This is a genomic window from Campylobacter sp. BCW_4321 (assembly GCF_001763075.1).
Taxonomy (GTDB): domain Bacteria; phylum Campylobacterota; class Campylobacteria; order Campylobacterales; family Campylobacteraceae; genus Campylobacter_D; species Campylobacter_D jejuni.
The window spans coordinates 40186-58241 of the sequence record NZ_MJYA01000017.1; the positions used below are offsets into that span (position 1 = coordinate 40186).

An 18056-nucleotide genomic window follows, 5' to 3' on the forward strand; every position below is an offset into this window, starting at 1 on the left:
TTATACATTATGCAAAATTTAAAGAGAGATTATGAATCCAAGCCAAATACTTGAAAATTTAAAAAAAGAATTAAGCGAAAACGAATACGAAAATTATCTATCAAATTTAAAATTCAACGAAAAGCAAAGCAAAGCAGATCTTTTGGTTTTTAATGCTCCAAATGAACTCATGGCTAAATTCATACAAACAAAATACGGCAAAAAAATCGCACATTTTTATGAAGTGCAAAGCGGAAATAAAGCCATCATAAATATACAAGCACAAAGTGCTAAACAAAGCAACAAAAGCACAAAAATCGACATAGCTCATATAAAGGCACAAAGCACGATTTTAAATCCTTCTTTTACTTTTGAAAGTTTTGTTGTGGGGGATTCTAACAAATACGCTTATGGAGCATGTAAAGCCGTAGCGCATAAAGACAAACTTGGAAAACTTTATAATCCAATCTTTGTTTATGGACCTACAGGACTTGGAAAAACACATTTACTTCAAGCAGTTGGAAATGCAAGCTTAGAAATGGGAAAAAAAGTCATTTACGCTACAAGTGAAAATTTTATAAATGATTTTACTTCAAATTTAAAAAATGGCTCTTTAGATAAATTTCATGAAAAGTATAGAAACTGCGATGTTTTGCTTATAGATGATGTGCAGTTTTTAGGAAAAACCGATAAAATTCAAGAAGAATTTTTCTTTATATTTAATGAAATCAAAAATAACGATGGACAAATCATCATGACTTCAGACAATCCACCCAACATGCTAAAAGGTATAACCGAACGCTTAAAAAGTCGTTTTGCACATGGGATCATAGCTGATATAACTCCACCTCAACTAGATACAAAAATAGCCATCATAAGAAAAAAATGTGAATTTAACGATATCAATCTTTCTAATGATATCATAAACTATATCGCTACTTCTTTAGGGGATAATATAAGAGAAATCGAAGGTATCATCATAAGTTTAAATGCTTATGCAACCATACTAGGACAAGAAATCACACTCGAACTTGCCAAAAGTGTGATGAAAGATCATATCAAAGAAAAGAAAGAAAATATCACCATAGATGATATTTTATCTTTAGTATGTAAAGAATTTAACATCAAACCAAGCGATGTGAAATCCAATAAAAAAACTCAAAATATAGTCACAGCAAGACGCATTGTGATTTACCTAGCTAGGACACTTACAGCTTTGACTATGCCACAACTTGCGAATTATTTTGAAATGAAAGATCATACAGCTATTTCACATAATGTTAAAAAAATCACAGAAATGATAGAAAATGATACTTCTTTAAAAGCAAAAATCGAAGAACTTAAAAACAAAATTCTTGTTAAAAGTCAAAGTTAAGTGAAAGGATGTGAAAAATAAATTCTAGAGTGTGAAAAAAAGAAATTAAGCAAAGTATGATAAAATACAAATTTGATTATTTTGCTTTGAAGAATTTCACAATTTCAACAAGCTTATTATTACAACGAATTTAAATTAAAATAAACCAAGGAGAAAAAATGAAGTTAAGTATCAATAAAAATACTTTAGAATCTGCAGTGATTTTATGTAATGCTTATGTAGAAAAAAAAGATTCAAGCACCATTACTTCTCATCTTTTTTTTCATGCTGATGAAGATAAACTTCTTATTAGAGCTAGTGATTATGAAATAGGTATCAACTATAAGATAAAAAAAATCCGCGTAGAATCAAGTGGTTTTGCTACTGCAAATGCAAAAAGTATTGCAGATGTTATTAAAAGCTTAAATAATGAAGAAGTTGTTTTAGAAACTATTGATAATTTCTTATTTATAAGACAAAAAAGTACAAAATACAAACTTCCTATGTTTAATCACGAAGATTTTCCAAATTTTCCAAATACAGAAGGAAAAAACCAATTTGACATTGATTCAAGTGATTTAAGCCGTTCTCTTAAAAAGATATTACCAAGTATTGATACAAACAACCCAAAATACTCCTTAAATGGTGCATTTTTAGATATAAAAACAGATAAAATTAACTTCGTAGGAACTGATACAAAACGCCTTGCAATCTATACTTTAGAAAAAGCAAATAATCAAGAATTCAGTTTTAGTATCCCTAAAAAAGCTATCATGGAAATGCAAAAACTTTTCTATGAAAAAATAGAAATTTTTTATGATCAAAATATGCTTATCGCTAAAAATGAAAACTTTGAATTCTTTACAAAACTTATTAACGATAAATTTCCAGATTATGAAAAAGTTATACCAAAAACTTTCAAACAAGAACTTAGCTTTTCAACTGAAGATTTTATAGATAGTCTTAAAAAAATCAGCGTTGTAACTGAAAAAATGAAACTTCATTTTAACAAAGATAAAATCATCTTTGAAGGTATAAGTTTAGACAATATGGAAGCAAAAACAGAACTTGAAATTCAAACAGGAGTAAGTGAAGAATTTAATCTTACTATAAAAATCAAATATTTACTTGATTTCTTAACTTCTATAGAAGAAGAAAAATTCACTTTAAGTGTAAATGAACCTAATTCAGCATTTATAGTCAAATCCCAAGGACTATCAATGATTATCATGCCTATGGTTTTATAATAAGAACAAGTAAAAGATAAAGGAAAAATATGCAAGAAAATTACGGTGCGAGTAATATTAAAGTCCTAAAAGGCCTAGAAGCTGTTAGAAAACGCCCAGGTATGTATATAGGAGATACAAACATAGGCGGACTTCATCATATGATTTATGAAGTTGTGGATAATTCTATCGATGAAGCTATGGCAGGACATTGTAATACTATAGATGTAGAAATCACTACTGAAGGAAGCTGTATAGTTAGTGATAATGGTCGTGGTATTCCTGTTGATATGCACCCAACTGAAAATATGCCAACTTTAACTGTTGTTTTAACTGTCCTTCATGCAGGGGGAAAATTTGATAAAGATACTTATAAAGTTTCAGGCGGTTTGCACGGTGTTGGGGTTTCAGTTGTAAATGCACTTTCTAAAAAACTTGTAGCTACAGTTGAAAGAAATGGAGAAATTTATCGTCAAGAATTTTCAGAAGGTAAAGTTATCAGTGAATTTGGTGTGATAGGAAAAAGTAAAAAGACAGGAACAACTATAGAATTTTGGCCTGATGATCAAATTTTTGAAGTGACTGAATTTGATTATGAAATTTTGGCTAAAAGATTTCGAGAACTTGCATACTTAAATCCAAAAATCACTATAAATTTCAAAGATAACCGCGTAGGCAAACATGAAAGTTTTCACTTTGAAGGTGGAATTTCTCAGTTTGTTACAGACTTAAATAAAAAAGAAGCTTTAACTAAAGCAATTTTCTTTAGCGTAGATGAAGAAGATGTGAATGTTGAAGTAGCTTTACTTTACAATGATACTTATAGCGAAAATTTACTCTCTTTTGTAAATAATATCAAAACCCCAGATGGTGGAACACATGAAGCTGGTTTTAGAATGGGCTTAACTCGTGTGATAAGTAACTATATAGAAGCAAATGCAAGTGCTAGAGAAAAGGATAATAAAATCACGGGCGAAGATGTGCGTGAAGGTTTGATCGCTGTTGTGAGTGTAAAGGTGCCTGAACCACAATTTGAAGGACAAACCAAAGGAAAACTTGGTTCAACTTATGTGCGTCCTATAGTTTCAAAAGCAAGTTTTGAGTATTTGACTAAATATTTTGAAGAAAATCCTATCGAAGCTAAAGCTATAATGAACAAAGCCTTAATGGCAGCTAGAGGAAGAGAAGCAGCGAAAAAAGCCAGAGAATTAACGCGTAAAAAAGAAAGTTTAAGCGTAGGAACTTTACCAGGGAAATTAGCTGATTGTCAAAGTAAAGATCCAAGTGAAAGTGAAATTTATCTTGTGGAAGGGGATTCTGCAGGAGGTTCTGCAAAACAAGGTAGAGAAAGATCTTTTCAAGCTATATTGCCTTTGCGTGGTAAAATTTTAAATGTTGAAAAAGCAAGACTGGATAAAATTTTAAAATCTGAGCAAATTCAAAATATGATTACCGCTTTTGGCTGTGGTATAGGTGAAGATTTTGATCTTTCAAAACTAAGATATCATAAAATCATCATCATGACAGATGCGGATGTTGATGGATCACATATACAAACCTTGCTTTTAACTTTCTTCTTCCGTTTTATGAATGAACTTGTGACAAATGGACATATTTATTTAGCACAACCGCCTTTATATCTTTATAAAAAAGCTAAAAAGCAAATTTATTTAAAAGATGAAAAAGCTTTGAGTGAATACTTGATAGAAACGGGAATAGAAGGTTTAAATTATGAAGGTATAGGAATGAATGATTTAAAAGATTATTTGAAAATCGTTGCAGCTTATCGTGCGATTTTAAAAGATCTTGAAAAGCGTTTTAATGTGATTTCCGTGATACGCTATATGATAGAAAAATCAAATTTAGTTAAAGCAAATAATGAAGAATTATTTAGTGTAATCAAACAATTTTTAGAAACACAAGGACACAATATCTTAAATCATTATATCAACGAAAATGAAATTCGAGCTTTTGTTCAAACTCAAAATGGCCTAGAAGAACTTGTGATCAATGAAGAACTTTTCACTCATCCACTATATGAAGAAGCAAGTTATATTTTTGATAAGATTAAAGATAGAGGCTTGGAATTTGATAAAGATATTTTAGAAGTTCTTGAAGATGTTGAAACCAATGCTAAAAAAGGTGCTACTATACAACGCTATAAAGGTTTAGGAGAAATGAATCCTGAGCAACTTTGGGAAACCACAATGGATCCAAGTGTAAGAAGACTTTTAAAAATTACTATTGAAGATGCACAAAGTGCAAACGATACCTTTAATCTCTTTATGGGTGATGAAGTTGAACCAAGACGCGATTATATTCAAGCACACGCTAAAGATGTAAAACATTTGGATGTGTAAATTTATCATTGAAGAAATCATTTCTTCAATGAGTTTTGTTTTGTAAGAATATAGCTAGAGGAATTCTTCTTCTTGTATCGTATTTTTCTCCGTAATATTTTTCAAGATAATTTAAAATTTTTTCTTCATCTTCAGGTTCTATTTCCCAAAGTCCTTCACTATCTTGCATCCATCTTATAGCTGCTAACCAAGCTTTTCTACTTGCGTGCATATTGGTAATGAGATTGGATCCATGACAAGCTAAACAATTTGCTTCCACTAAAGGTGAATCAGGATCGATAATCAATCCTGTATCAGGATTAATTTCAAGATTTTGTGCCCAGCTTGCACTTAAAAACAATGCTAAGATCAATATAATTTTTTTCATACTTAAACTCCATAAACATTAACTCTATGGCATGCATTATTGATATATCCTCCTGGATTCCACTGTGCTAAAACCATAGGTTGACTGTTACCTTGACTATCGATAGCCCTTGCCCAAATTTCATAATATCCTTTTGTCGGTATTGATATTTGAGCACTCCATTTTTGCCATGCTAATCTATTTAATGGTTTTTCTACCTTTGCTTTAGTCCATGTTACACCATAATCATTGCTTATATAAACTTCACTAACTTCAAGTTCGCCAGCCCAAGCTTTACCTCTAACTTCAAATTTTTTACTCGCTTTTATTTCAGAACCATTTTTGATATTAGTAATTACAGATCTTACAGGCATTGATTCTATGATTTTCATCTCGCCTTTATAGTTAAAATCTCCTGGTTTTACTGGATTTACAGGAACTTTATAGGAACCTTCCATTTTTTCACCATCATGAATTTTATTTCTTACTGAAATTTTATAAAGCCATTTGCCACTTGTACTTGCAGGATAACCACCGCAAACAAGTCTAAGCGGATAGCCATTGATTAAAGGAATATCTTTACCTTCATAAGCCCAAGCAATTAAAGTTTCATCTTGTAAAGCTTTAGAAATAGGAACCCCTCTACTAATAGGTGAAGTTTCTTCACCGTTTAATTTTGTATCTATGCCATAATATCCGATATAAACCGCATCATTTTTGATGCCACAATCTTTTAAAATATCTTTTAAACGCACTCCTGTCCATCTACCGCAAGCTACTGCACCATAACCCCATTGAGTTCCTTTTGTGCTAGGTATAACTTCGGATCTACCATTTCCACCGCATTCAACTGTTAAGGCATAAGTATAGGTTTTAAATTTCTTTTTTAAATCTTCTATGGTGTAAGATTTTTTATTGATAATGCTTTCTCCATCGATTTCTAAAGTCCAACCTTTATGAAGTCTTTCTTTTATCGTTTCTAGGCTTGGTGGTAAGCCATTATTTCTAACAAAGAAATTTTCAGGTTTGGTAAAATCAGAATCAAGAGCATAAATTTCAGTTTCTGCTGTTAATGGTTTTTCACCATGATAGATAAGATCTTTTTTACCTTCTATTTTAAAATCAGGCAATTCTTTTGCCAAAGCCTTACTTCCTAAAAAATTTTCAAAAGAAAAATTTGACAATACACTAATGCCAAATAAGCCAAGTCCTATATTTTTTAGAAAGTCTCTACGATTTTCTTTTTGATCGTTCTGTTTCATTGAAATATCCTTTAAATATTTATATAATCTTTTATTTTATTATAAATTTTAAAAATTTAAATAATTAATATAATTAATTATTTAAATTAAAAAAATTAATTATTTTTTTAATTTTGCATATTAAAATAAAATCATCATATGTTCGAGTTTTATTACATTTTAACTAAGTTTTTTCTACAATTGAATTTTTAAAATTATTTAAGGAATGATTTTGACTTTACTTACTAATCCTATTATTATCAGTGTTGTTTTGATGACTTTACTTTGTTTGTTTCGTTTTAATGTGCTTTTGAGTCTTTTGATTTCAGCTCTTGTTGCAGGTGTATTTTCTCATCTTGAACTCGTAGATACTATGAATATACTTATAAGCGGAATGAAAGAAAATTTAAAAACGGCTCTTAGCTATATACTCTTAGGGGCTATTGCCGCAGCGATTTCAAAGACAAATTTAACTGCATATTTGATTAAGATAGTAAGTCATTTTATATCTCATAAAAAATATTTATTGCTTTTGTCTATAGCTTTGATTTCTTGTTTTTCTCAAAATTTAATTCCTATTCATGTGGCTTTTATACCTTTGTTGATTCCACCTCTTTTAAGTCTTTTTAATAAACTTAAAATCGATCGTAGAGCGGTTGCTTGTGCTTTAACTTTTGGACTTACTACGCCTTATATGGTTTTGCCAGTAGGCTTTGGACTTACTTTTCAAGATCTTTTAAAAGATAATTTAAATGCAAATAATGTAAGTGTATCTTTAAATGATGTTACAAATACTATGTATTTTGCTGCTATTTGTATGATAACAGGACTTTTTTTAGCGCTTTTTGTGTTTTATCGTAAGCCAAGAGAGTATCAAGAATTAGAAATTGCTAAAGTGGATTTAGAAAATCTTGAAATGACGCGTAAGGAATGGGGCGTTTTAGCTGGGCTTGTTCTAACTTTAATTTTACAAATTTTGACTATGAATTTACCTTTATCAGGACTTTTGGGTTTTGTTTTAATGGTTATTTTGGGTGGAGTTGAATTTTCAAAAGTCAATGAAGTTTTTGATGATGGGCTTAAAATGATGGGTTTTATAGCTTTTGTTATCCTTGTTGCTGCAGGATATGGAGAAGTTTTAAAAGAAAGTGGATCAGTAGTAGAGCTTGTAAATTCAGTCGTTCCTTGGATGGAACAAAGTAAATTTTTAGCAGTATTTTTCATGCTTTTAATAGGACTTATCATCACTATGGGTATAGGTACTTCTTTTGGAACTATACCTATCATAGCTACGCTTTTTTGTCCTATTTGTTTGGAACTTGGTTTTAGCATAGCACTTATTATATTTATCTTAGGAGTAGCAGGAGCTTTAGGAGATGCAGGAAGTCCAGCCAGTGAAACAACCATGGGAACTACTGTAGGATTAAATGCTGATAAACAACACGATCACATTAAAGATACTTGCATACCAACTTTTATTTTCTATAATGGTCCATTATTGATTTTAGGTAGTATTATCGCCATGTTTTTATAATTTTTGCAAATCTATTAAAATATTTTTTAATTTATTTATTTTTAAGATAAAAATTATATCGATTTTAAAAAAATGTATGCTATAATCCTTATAAAGCTAACAAAATTTAAATCAGCCTTATAAGGAGAGCAAAATGGATTTAGAAAATATCCTAGAAAATAATCAAAGCATAGGTTTATATCATCCAAAGAACGAACACGATGCCTGTGGCATCGCTGCAGTTGCTAATATACGCGGTATTGCCTCTTATAAGGTTATTTGTGATGCTTTAGAAATTTTGATGAATCTTGAGCACCGAGGTGGTGTAGGAGCTGAAGAAAATTCAGGTGATGGAGCGGGGATTTTGATCCAAATTCCACATGATTTTTTTAAAACTCAAGAATTGGGTTTTGAACTCCCTAAAAAGGGTGATTATGCCGTAGCACAGATGTTTTTATCACCCAATACTGATGCAAAAGAAGAAGCAAAAGAGATATTTTTACAAGGTTTAAAGGATAAAAAACTTGAATTTTTAGGTTTTAGAGAAGTGCCTTTTAATCCTAGCGATATAGGTGCAAGTGCTTTAAAAGCTATGCCTTATTTTTTACAAGCCTTTGTGAAAAAACCAAGTAAAATAAGTGCAGGACTTGAGTTTGAAAGAGTGCTTTATAGTACGCGTCGCCTTATAGAAAAAAGAGCTATTAATGTGCCAAAATTTTATTTTTCAAGTTTTTCTTCACGCACTATAGTTTATAAAGGAATGCTTCTTTCAACTCAATTGAGCGATTTTTATCTTGATTTTAAAGATGTCAATATGAAATCAGCCATCGCTTTGGTGCATTCTCGCTTTTCGACTAATACCTTCCCAAGTTGGGAAAGAGCCCATCCAAACCGTTATATGGTGCATAATGGAGAGATTAATACCATACGCGGAAATGTTGATAGCATAAGAGCTAGAGAAGGTTTGATGCAAAGTGAGTATTTTGAAAATTTAGATGAAATTTTTCCCATCATAGCTAAGCCTAGCAGTGATTCTGCAATGTTTGATAATACTTTAGAATTTTTAGCTCTAAATGGTCGCACTTTAGAAGAAGCTTTTATGATGATGGTGCCAGAACCTTGGCATAAAAATGAAAATATGGAAAGCAAAAAGCGTGCTTTTTATGAGTATCATTCTTTATTGATGGAGCCTTGGGATGGGCCTGCTGCTATAGTTTTTACTGATGGAGTGATTATGGGGGCGAGTTTGGATAGAAATGGCTTTCGTCCTTCAAGGTATTATCTTACAAAAGATGATATGCTCATACTTTCAAGTGAAACAGGGGCTTTAAAACTTGATGAAAAAAATATCAAAGCCAAAAAACGCTTAGAACCTGGAAAACTTTTGCTCGTTGATACAGCAAGAGGTAGAGTTATAGCTGATAATGAAATCAAAGAGCATTATGCTAATGCTAAGCCTTATAAAAAATGGCTTAAAAATTTAGTTGAACTTGAAAAACAAAAAAGTGGAGTTTATAAACATCAGTTTTTAAAAGAAGATGAGGTTTTAAAACTCCAAAAAGCTTTTGGTTGGAGTTATGATGAGCTTAAAATGAGTGTGGCTGCTATGGCTCAAAATGGTAAAGAAGCTATAGCAGCTATGGGTGTAGATACTCCTTTGGCTATACTTTCTAAAACTTATCAACCTTTGTATAATTATTTTAAACAACTTTTTGCACAAGTAACTAATCCTCCCCTTGATGCTATAAGAGAAGAGATTGTTACTTCTACAAGGATTTATCTAGGAAGCGAAGGCAATTTGTTAAAACCCGATGAAAACAATGCAAAACGCGTAAAAATAGCCCTGCCTGTGATAAGCAATGAAGAACTTTTTGAAGTTAAGGCTTTAAATAAATTTCAAGTTAAAGAATTTTCTATACTTTATGATTATTCTAAAAAAACTTTAGAAAAGGCTTTAGATGAACTTTGTGTTAAGATAGAAGATGAGGTTAAAAAAGGTGTTTCTATTATCATTTTAAGCGATAAAGGAGTCGATGAAAAAAACGCTTATATCCCTGCTTTGCTTGCTGTTTCTGGAGTGCATAATCATCTAGTAAGAAAAAATTTAAGAACACACACAAGTCTTATCATCGAAAGTGGTGAACCTAGAGAAATTCATCATTTTGCATGTCTTTTAGGTTATGGTGCGACTGTTATTAATCCTTATTTGGTTTATGAGAGCATACAAAAACTCATTGCCAATAAAGATTTAAATTTAAGTTATGAAAAGGCGGTAGAAAATTTCATCAAGGCAAGTTCAAGTGGCATAGTCAAAATTGCTTCTAAAATGGGAGTTTCTACCTTGCAAAGTTATAATGGCTCTGCACTTTTTGAATGTTTGGGCTTAAGCTCTAAGGTGATTGATAAATACTTCACTTCTACAACTTCACGCATTGAAGGTATGGATTTAGAAGATTTTGAAAAAGAGCTCATTGCTTTACACAAACATGCTTTTAACGATACACATAAGGCTTTAGATTCTAAAGGAATTCATGGTTTTAGAAGTGCTAAAGAAGAACATTTAATCGATCCGCTTGTGATTTTTAATCTTCAGCAAGCCTGTCGCAACAAAGACTATAAAAGCTTTAAAAAATACTCGGCTTTAGTAGATGAAAAACAAGTTAATTTGCGTTCTTTGATGGAATTTGATTTTAGTGAAGCTATCAGTATAGATAAGGTTGAAAGTGTAGAAAGTATAGTTAAACGCTTTAGAACAGGAGCGATGAGTTATGGTTCTATTTCTAAAGAAGCGCACGAGTGTTTAGCACAGGCTATGAATAAAATAGGTGCTAAATCAAATTCAGGCGAAGGTGGCGAGGATGAAGAACGCTATGAAATCAAAGAGGGTGTGGATAAAAACTCAGCCATTAAGCAAGTAGCAAGTGGGCGTTTTGGCGTGGATTTAAACTACTTAAGTCATGCAAAAGAAATTCAAATCAAAGTCGCTCAAGGCGCAAAACCAGGTGAAGGCGGACAATTAATGGGCTTTAAAGTCTATCCTTGGATAGCCAAGGCTAGGCATTCTACTGCAGGTGTGACGCTTATTTCCCCACCTCCTCATCATGATATTTATTCTATAGAAGATTTGGCTCAACTTATTTATGACCTAAAAAATGCTAACAAAGACGCTAAAATTTCAGTAAAACTTGTAAGCGAAAATGGCATAGGAACGGTTGCTGCAGGTGTGGCTAAGGCAGGAGCGAATTTAATCCTTGTTTCAGGTTATGATGGAGGTACGGGTGCAAGCCCTAGAACTTCTATACCGCATGCAGGAATTCCTTGGGAGTTAGGTTTGGCTGAAACACATCAAACTTTGATTTTAAACAAGCTTAGAGATAGGGTAAGATTAGAAACTGATGGAAAGCTTATGAATGGGCGTGATTTAGCCATAGCAGCACTTTTAGGAGCTGAAGAATTTGGTTTTGCAACCGCGCCTTTGATTGTTTTAGGTTGTACGATGATGAGAGTTTGTCATCTAAATACCTGTCCTTTTGGTATAGCCACTCAAGATATAGAACTTAGAGATCGTTTCAAAGGCAAAGTAGATGATGTGATTAATTTCATGTATTTTATAGCCCAGGAGCTTAGAGAATACATGGCAAGGCTTGGTTTTGAACGCCTAGATGATATGATAGGTCGCGTGGATAAACTCCGCCAAAAAAGTGTGCAAGGTAAAGCAGGAAAGCTAAATTTAGATAAAATTTTAAAATCCTTGCCTACTTATAATAAAACTGCTGTGCATTTTAAAGATTATAAAGACAATAAACTTGAAAAAACGATTGATTATAGAATTTTACTACCGCTTTGTAAAAATGCTGTGGAGAAAAAAGAGCCTATCAAACTTTCTTTAGAAGTAGGAAATCAAAGCCGTACTTTTGCGACTATGCTTTCAAGTGAAATTTTAAAAACTTATGGAAAAGATGCTTTAGACGAAGATAGTATCCATATCAAAGCTATAGGCAATGCAGGCAATAGCTTTGGAGCGTTTTTGTTAAAGGGCATTAAACTTGAGATTATAGGCGATAGCAATGATTATTTAGGCAAGGGTTTAAGTGGTGGCAAAATCATAGCAAAAATTTCAAATGAAGCTACTTTTTCGCCTGAAGAAAATATAATCGCAGGAAATGCTTGTTTATACGGAGCTACAAAAGGTGAAGTGTATTTAGATGGTATAGCAGGGGAAAGATTTTGTGTAAGAAATTCAGGAGCTTTGGCTGTGGTTTTAGGAACAGGCGTGCATGGTTGTGAATATATGACAGGGGGGCAAGTTGTAGTGCTTGGCGATGTGGGTGCGAATTTCGCTGCTGGTATGAGTGGGGGCGTTGTTTATATCTTTGGAAGACACAATGAAGCACATGTAAATACCGAGCTTGTAGATATTAAAGATCTTAATGCTAAGGATGAAAAAGAATTAAAAGCTGTGATAGAAAAACATATCGCTTATACAGATTCTAAAAAGGCTAAAGATATCTTAGAAAAATTCGATAAAAAAGACTTTTTTAAAGTCATGCCAAGAGATTATGAAAAGATGTTAAAAATGCTTGATCTTTGTAAAAATGAAAAAGATCCAAATTTAGCAGCATTTTTGAAAATCACACAAAAATAAGGAGTAAAAATGGGAAATGCAAGAGGTTTTTTAGACTTTAAAAGAATGGATTTTAAAAAAATTGCTCCTAAGGAAAGGGTTTTAAATTACAAAGAATTTACTATACCTTTGGATAAAAAAGAACAAGAATTTCAAGGTGGGCGTTGTATGGATTGTGGCGTGGCCTTTTGTCATACGGGTGTGATGAGCGAAGGAAAAGATGTAGGCTGTCCTTTAAACAATCTCATTCCTGAATGGAACGAACTTATTTATCGTTCTTTATGGAAAGAAGCTTATGAAAGACTTGAACTTACTAATCCTTTTCCTGAATTTACCGGTCGTGTTTGCCCTGCTCCTTGTGAAGATTCTTGTGTGTGTGCGATAAATGGTGTAAGCGTGAGCATCAAAAATAATGAATTATCCATCATAGAAAATGCTTTTAAAGAAAATTTAGTAAGAGTAAATAAACCTAAGCAATACAATGGCAAAAAAATTGCTATCATAGGAAGTGGGCCTGCTGGGCTTGCTTGTGCTAATACTTTAAATTCACTAGGTTATAAAGTAAGTGTTTTTGAAAGAAGCGATAAAATAGGCGGACTTTTGATGTATGGTATCCCTGATATGAAGCTTGATAAAAGTATAGTTCAAAGACGGGTGGATTTGCTTAAAAAAAGTGGGATTGAATTTAAAGCGAATGAAAATATTGACAGCAAAGATAAGGTTTCAAAACTTCTAAAAGAATTTGATGCTTTGGTACTTTGTACAGGAGCAAGCAAGCCTATAGATCTTGATATAGAAGGTAGAAAGCTAAAAGGGGTTGAATTTGCCCTTGATTTTTTAACGCAAAATACCAAAACTTTGTTAAAAACAGGCAAGGGCGCAGATACGGCCAAGGGTAAAAATGTCTTAGTTATAGGAAGTGGGGATACAAGTGTTGATTGTATCGCTGTAGCGACAAGACAAGGGGCCAAATCTATAGTGCGTTTTGAAAGAAGTCCAAAAAGACCTTTGCAAAGAAGCCAAAACAATCCTTGGCCTTTAAAAGCTGACATTTTTACTACTGATTATGGTTTAGAAGAAGCCATTGCTGTATATGGCAAAGATCCTAGGGAATATCAAAAAATGACAAAGAAATTTTTAGGAAAAACTCATGTAGAAGGCGTTGAAGCAAATGATTTAAAACGCGAGTTTAAAGAAGGCAAAGCTATAAATGTCGAATTTTCAAATTCTAAAAAAACTTATAAAGCGGATTTAGTGCTTTTAGCTATGGGTTTTAGCGGGTGCGAAGAAGCTATCTCTAAAAATTTTGGAGTGAAATTAGATGAGAAAAACAACATAAGCACAGAAAATTTCCAAACCACTCATAAAAAAATCTTTGCTTGTGGAGATGCTAGAAAAGGACAATCTTTAGTTGTTTGGGCTATAAAAGATGGTATAGAATGTGCTTTGAGTTTGCATCAAAATTTAGCAAAATAATCATAAAAGTTTAAAACTTTTTCGGTGGAGTTTGCAAATTCCAAATTTAGCTATAAGTTCTTTATGAGCTTTTGTGCCATAGGCTTTGTTTTTTTCAAATTCATAACAAGGAAAGTCTTTAGCTAAGAAATTCATCACCCTATCTTTACTAACTTTTGCAAGTATGCTAGCTGCACTTACTTGCAAAATGCTAGTATCGGCTTTGATTTGTGTTTTTATCCCGTTTATACCTAGGTTGGTGTTTCCATCATATAAGAAGTTATTTTCTGTTTTAAAATGCTTTTTTATAAGCTTTAAGCCTGTTTTTAAACAAGTGCTTAAGCCTAGTGCGTCGATTTGCTCTGAAGAAAAAGCAAGTATGAGATAATTTGAATTTTTGATGATGATTTCATAAAGTTCTTCGCGTTTTTTTTCGCTTAGTTTTTTAGAATCACACAACCCATCAAGTTTTTTGTTCAGTTTGCAAGCTGCCATCATCATAGGACCTGCTAAAGCACCGCGTCCTGCTTCATCAATACCGATTAAATTTATATCAAATTCGTTTAAAAGTTCTTTTGTGTCAAATAAAGTTTTCAAATTTTTCTAAAAAGAAGGGCAAAAATGCCCTTTTATTCTACTGTGATATCATTTTTGATTTTTTCAAAAAGCTTATCACCTATGCCTTTAACTTTTTTAAGATCATCAATACTTGTAAAATTTGCTTCTTTACGGTATTCTAAAATTGCTTTAGCCTTAGCTTCGCCAATACCATTTAAACTTTTTAATTCTTTTAGCGTTGCAGTGTTGATATTTACAGCACCAAAGAGAAAAGCCGTTAAAGCAAAAAATAAAAATAGTAATTTTTTCATTTTCTTATCCTTTTATTAAAAAATCATTATAATATTATCTTAAAAAGGATAAGAATTTCTTAACTTAACCCAAAAATTCGCGTTTAAAATACTCTTTTGGTGCTTTACATAAAGGACAGGCTGCTGGAGCTTTTTTACCACGATGTATATGTCCGCATACTTCACAAACCCATAATTCTTCTACTTCACTATTGAAAAATTCTTCTTCTTCGAGCATTTTTTTAAGTGCTAGATATTCTCTTTCGTGTTCAATTTCTACTTTACCAATAGCTGTAAATAATCTCGCTATAGCCTTTTTGCCTTCATCTTCAGCAATTTTTGCAAAATTTGGATACATAGTTGTGTGCTCATAGTTTTCACCTTCTGCAGCACTTACTAGGTTTTTTGTAGTTACTTCTAAAGGTTTGCCATCAACGATTTCATGATAAGCTTTAAATTCTGCTCTTGCATGCCATTTTTCATTTTCAGCTGCTTCTCTAAAATGTCTAGCAACCGCATGCCAACCTTCTTCTTCAGCTACATCAGCAAACAAATCATATTTGTTTCTTGCCATAGATTCGCCTGCAAAAGCTTTCATCAAATTTACTGCAGTTAAATCTGTAGTGATACATTTCATTTCTTCACCACAACAGCTAAGCTTACCGCCACCTACATTTTGAACTTCTACTTCATTACCACATTTTTGGCATTTATAGGTTTCATATTGTCTCATTTTGACTCCTTTTTTGATTATCAAAAAGCATTGTATTATAAAAAAATATTTTTGTCAATTAATAATTTTTATCATTTATGAAAATGTATATCAAAATAAATTTCACAAAAATTAAGCTTTGCTAAATATAATTTTAAAAAATTATTATCAGGAGTTACAATGAGAAGCGATGCGATAAAAAAAGGACATTTAAAAGCACCTAATCGTTCTTTACTTCGTGCTTGTGGTTTGAAAGATGAAGATTTTGATAAACCTTTTATAGGTGTAGCAAATAGCTATATAGACATAATCCCAGGGCATTATTTTTTAAATGATTATGCTAAAATCATTAAAGACGAGATACGCAAAAATGGTTGCGTGCCTTTTGAGTTTAATACCATAGGCGTAGATGATGGTATAGCTATGGGGCATGAAGGTATGCTTTATTCTTTACCAAGTCGTGAAATTATCGCAAATTCCATTGAAACAGTGATGAATGCTCATCAACTTGATGCTTTAATCTGTATCCCAAACTGCGATAAAATCACTCCTGGTATGTTAATGGGAGCTTTAAGGGTCAATGTTCCAACCATTTTTGTAAGCGGTGGCCCTATGGCTTCAGGAGTAACCAAAAAAGGAGAAAAGATCAGCCTTAGCTCTGTTTTTGAAGCTGTAGGGGCTTATGAAGCCAAAAAAATTAGCGAAGAAGAATTTAAAGACATAGAATGTTCAGCCTGTCCAAGCGGTGGATCTTGCTCGGGAATGTTTACAGCAAATTCTATGAATACCTTATGTGAAGCTATGGGTATAGCACTAGAAGGTAATGGAACCATCTTAGCCTTAAGCAAAGAAAGAGAAGAGCTTTTAAGAAAAGCAGCGCGTCGTATTTGTGAAATCGCCTTAGATGAGCGTTTTAAAATTCGCAATATCATCACTCAAAAAGCCGTGCGTAATGCTATAGTAGTAGATATGGCAATGGGTGGAAGTAGCAATACAGTTTTACATATGCTTGCCATTTCACGTGAAGCAGGGGTAGCGCTAGACATTAAAGATTTAAATTTCATCTCAAGCAAAGTCGCACACATAGCAAAAATAGCCCCATCACTAAATAGTGTTTATATGGATGATATCCACAAAGCAGGGGGTGTGAGTGCAGTTATGGCTGAAATTTCAAGCAGACAAGGACATATTTTAGAACTTGATGCACTGACTATCACAGGAGAAAGTCTCAAAGAACGCTTAAAAAATGCCAAAGTCAAAGATGAAAATATCATTCGCAAAGTAGATAATGCTTACTCAAAAGTAGGTGGACTTGCTATTTTGTTTGGAAATTTAGCTGAGCAAGGTTGTGTTATAAAAACCGCAGGAATAATCGGAGAAAGAAAATTTAAAGGCAAAGCTGTTTGTTTTAACTCTCAAGATGAAGCTATAAAAGGTATTATTAAAGGCAAGGTGCAAAAAGGAAATGTTTGTGTGATACGCTATGAAGGTCCAAAAGGGGGTCCTGGTATGCAAGAAATGTTAAGCCCTACTTCACTTTTAATGGGTATGGGTTTGGGCGCTGATGTAGCTTTAATCACCGATGGTCGTTTTAGTGGAGCTACAAGGGGTTTAAGCGTGGGTCATATTTCTCCTGAAGCAGCTGAAGGTGGTCTTATAGGACTTTTAAAAGATGGAGATGAAATAGAAATTGATGTAGATGCTTATACCATCCATGCAAATTTAAGTGAAGAAGAAATCACTCAACGCAAAAAAGAATTTGCATTGCCTCAAAAAGAGGTGCCTTCAAGATGGCTTAGAATGTATCAAAAACTTGTTAGCAATGCTAGTAAAGGTGCAGTTTTGGATATGGAATGAAAGGAAACCTTTCATTCTTCTATTTCTTTGGTTATACGATTTCTTATATCTCTACGAACTATTTCCATGCCCCACAGCCAAACAATATGTCCAAAAATTTCAGACAGGTGTTCATCAAAAGGAATTTCAGAAAGTGGTGGAACTTCTGCAATTAAAGGCATTACAATAACATGGGCAAAAAGATAAACAAAAAATCCAAAAACTGCACCTTGCCACATAGTAATGCGGTGCCATTTTTCCGCTATCATACAATAAGCCACTCCAAAAACAATAGAAAAACCAACATGCACTATAAAAATTGACAAAGGCATTTGCATACCTGAAAACATATAAGTCCAATCAGTAGGTAAGCCTAGTTGTTCTAGAAAAATTTTAGGTGGAGTAACACGTTCTAAAGCATCTGCTGGCCAAAAAACATTGGGATTTCTTGGAGGAAAAGGTACTTCCCAACCCCATTTAACAATAGCTCCGAAAATACCCGCTAATATACCTATAAAAAAGGCTAAAGTATAGCGCTTTTGAAAGTATTTTTTCATAATAA

General features: G+C 32.7%; 13 protein-coding genes. 7 read left to right on the forward strand and 6 right to left on the reverse strand.

Annotated features, from left to right (window positions below):
• The first annotated feature begins 31 nt into the window (after window positions 1-31).
• The 3 genes from dnaA to gyrB all read left to right on the forward strand — a co-directional run bounded on the left by dnaA (window position 32) and on the right by gyrB (window position 4919).
• The gene (gene dnaA / locus AJN58_RS02945; protein ID WP_070291951.1) at window positions 32-1354 is read left to right on the forward strand and encodes a chromosomal replication initiator protein DnaA; all 1323 of its coding nucleotides are present in this window, start codon (window positions 32-34) and stop codon (window positions 1352-1354) included.
• A 158-nt stretch (window positions 1355-1512) separates the two neighbouring features.
• Window positions 1513-2580: a DNA polymerase III subunit beta gene (dnaN, locus tag AJN58_RS02950; RefSeq protein WP_002860849.1), complete on the forward strand. Its 1068-nt coding sequence runs from the start codon at window positions 1513-1515 to the stop codon at window positions 2578-2580.
• Window positions 2581-2609: 29 nt separating this feature from the next.
• Window positions 2610-4919, forward strand: coding sequence for a DNA topoisomerase (ATP-hydrolyzing) subunit B (gene gyrB, locus AJN58_RS02955; RefSeq protein WP_070291953.1), 2310 nt, complete (start codon window positions 2610-2612; stop codon window positions 4917-4919).
• A 25-nt stretch (window positions 4920-4944) separates the two neighbouring features.
• Here gyrB and AJN58_RS02960 read toward each other — a convergent pair whose 3' ends face one another.
• Window positions 4945-5286: a monoheme cytochrome C gene (locus AJN58_RS02960; protein WP_002857673.1), complete on the reverse strand. Its 342-nt coding sequence runs from the start codon at window positions 5284-5286 to the stop codon at window positions 4945-4947.
• A 2-nt stretch (window positions 5287-5288) separates the two neighbouring features.
• Window positions 5289-6527: a sulfite oxidase gene (locus AJN58_RS02965; RefSeq protein ID WP_070291955.1), complete on the reverse strand. Its 1239-nt coding sequence runs from the start codon at window positions 6525-6527 to the stop codon at window positions 5289-5291.
• A 205-nt stretch (window positions 6528-6732) separates the two neighbouring features.
• On the opposite strand from AJN58_RS02965, the gene AJN58_RS02970 reads away from it, so the two are divergent.
• From AJN58_RS02970 to AJN58_RS02980, 3 genes are all read left to right on the forward strand, one after another.
• A complete protein-coding gene (locus AJN58_RS02970) occupies window positions 6733-8040 on the forward strand; it encodes a Na+/H+ antiporter family protein (RefSeq protein WP_070276304.1) in 1308 nt (435 codons plus the stop codon).
• A gap of 133 nt (window positions 8041-8173) precedes the next feature.
• A complete protein-coding gene (gene gltB, locus AJN58_RS02975; RefSeq protein ID WP_070276302.1) occupies window positions 8174-12664 on the forward strand; it encodes a glutamate synthase large subunit in 4491 nt (1496 codons plus the stop codon).
• 9 nt (window positions 12665-12673) lie between these two features.
• Window positions 12674-14119, forward strand: coding sequence for a glutamate synthase subunit beta (locus AJN58_RS02980; protein ID WP_070291957.1), 1446 nt, complete (start codon window positions 12674-12676; stop codon window positions 14117-14119).
• Here the strand turns inward: AJN58_RS02980 and AJN58_RS02985 are convergent, their stop codons facing one another.
• The 3 genes from AJN58_RS02985 to AJN58_RS02995 all read right to left on the reverse strand — a co-directional run bounded on the left by AJN58_RS02985 (window position 14120) and on the right by AJN58_RS02995 (window position 15679).
• Entirely contained in the window at window positions 14120-14695 is a 576-nt protein-coding gene (locus tag AJN58_RS02985) for a ribonuclease HII (RefSeq protein ID WP_070291959.1), read from the reverse strand. It lies immediately after the preceding gene.
• Window positions 14696-14727: 32 nt separating this feature from the next.
• Window positions 14728-14967 carry a ComEA family DNA-binding protein gene (locus tag AJN58_RS02990; protein WP_002855574.1) on the reverse strand — a complete coding sequence of 80 codons (240 nt, stop codon included), beginning with the start codon at window positions 14965-14967 and terminating at the stop codon, window positions 14728-14730.
• 64 nt (window positions 14968-15031) lie between these two features.
• Entirely contained in the window at window positions 15032-15679 is a 648-nt protein-coding gene (locus AJN58_RS02995) for a ferritin family protein (RefSeq protein WP_002855562.1), read from the reverse strand.
• Between the two features lie 159 nt (window positions 15680-15838).
• On the opposite strand from AJN58_RS02995, the gene ilvD reads away from it, so the two are divergent.
• On the forward strand, window positions 15839-17515 hold the full coding sequence (gene ilvD, locus AJN58_RS03000; RefSeq protein WP_070276299.1) for a dihydroxy-acid dehydratase: 1677 nt from the start codon (window positions 15839-15841) through the stop codon (window positions 17513-17515).
• 11 nt (window positions 17516-17526) lie between these two features.
• Here ilvD and AJN58_RS03005 read toward each other — a convergent pair whose 3' ends face one another.
• On the reverse strand, window positions 17527-18051 hold the full coding sequence (locus AJN58_RS03005) for a YagU family protein (RefSeq protein WP_002860860.1): 525 nt from the start codon (window positions 18049-18051) through the stop codon (window positions 17527-17529).
• Window positions 18052-18056: the final 5 nt, after the last annotated feature.

Excerpts from the sequence above, each read along its gene's own strand:
- dnaA (WP_070291951.1), top strand. The coding sequence starts at position 32 with ATGAATCCAAGCCAAATACTTGAAAATTTAAAAAAAGAATTAAGCGAA.
- dnaN (WP_002860849.1), top strand. The coding sequence starts at position 1,513 with ATGAAGTTAAGTATCAATAAAAATACTTTAGAATCTGCAGTGATTTTA.
- gyrB (WP_070291953.1), top strand. The coding sequence starts at position 2,610 with ATGCAAGAAAATTACGGTGCGAGTAATATTAAAGTCCTAAAAGGCCTA.
- AJN58_RS02960 (WP_002857673.1), bottom strand. The coding sequence starts at position 5,286 with ATGAAAAAAATTATATTGATCTTAGCATTGTTTTTAAGTGCAAGCTGG.
- AJN58_RS02965 (WP_070291955.1), bottom strand. The coding sequence starts at position 6,527 with ATGAAACAGAACGATCAAAAAGAAAATCGTAGAGACTTTCTAAAAAAT.
- AJN58_RS02970 (WP_070276304.1), top strand. The coding sequence starts at position 6,733 with ATGATTTTGACTTTACTTACTAATCCTATTATTATCAGTGTTGTTTTG.
- gltB (WP_070276302.1), top strand. The coding sequence starts at position 8,174 with ATGGATTTAGAAAATATCCTAGAAAATAATCAAAGCATAGGTTTATAT.
- AJN58_RS02980 (WP_070291957.1), top strand. The coding sequence starts at position 12,674 with ATGGGAAATGCAAGAGGTTTTTTAGACTTTAAAAGAATGGATTTTAAA.
- AJN58_RS02990 (WP_002855574.1), bottom strand. The coding sequence starts at position 14,967 with ATGAAAAAATTACTATTTTTATTTTTTGCTTTAACGGCTTTTCTCTTT.
- AJN58_RS02995 (WP_002855562.1), bottom strand. The coding sequence starts at position 15,679 with ATGAGACAATATGAAACCTATAAATGCCAAAAATGTGGTAATGAAGTA.
- ilvD (WP_070276299.1), top strand. The coding sequence starts at position 15,839 with ATGAGAAGCGATGCGATAAAAAAAGGACATTTAAAAGCACCTAATCGT.
- AJN58_RS03005 (WP_002860860.1), bottom strand. The coding sequence starts at position 18,051 with ATGAAAAAATACTTTCAAAAGCGCTATACTTTAGCCTTTTTTATAGGT.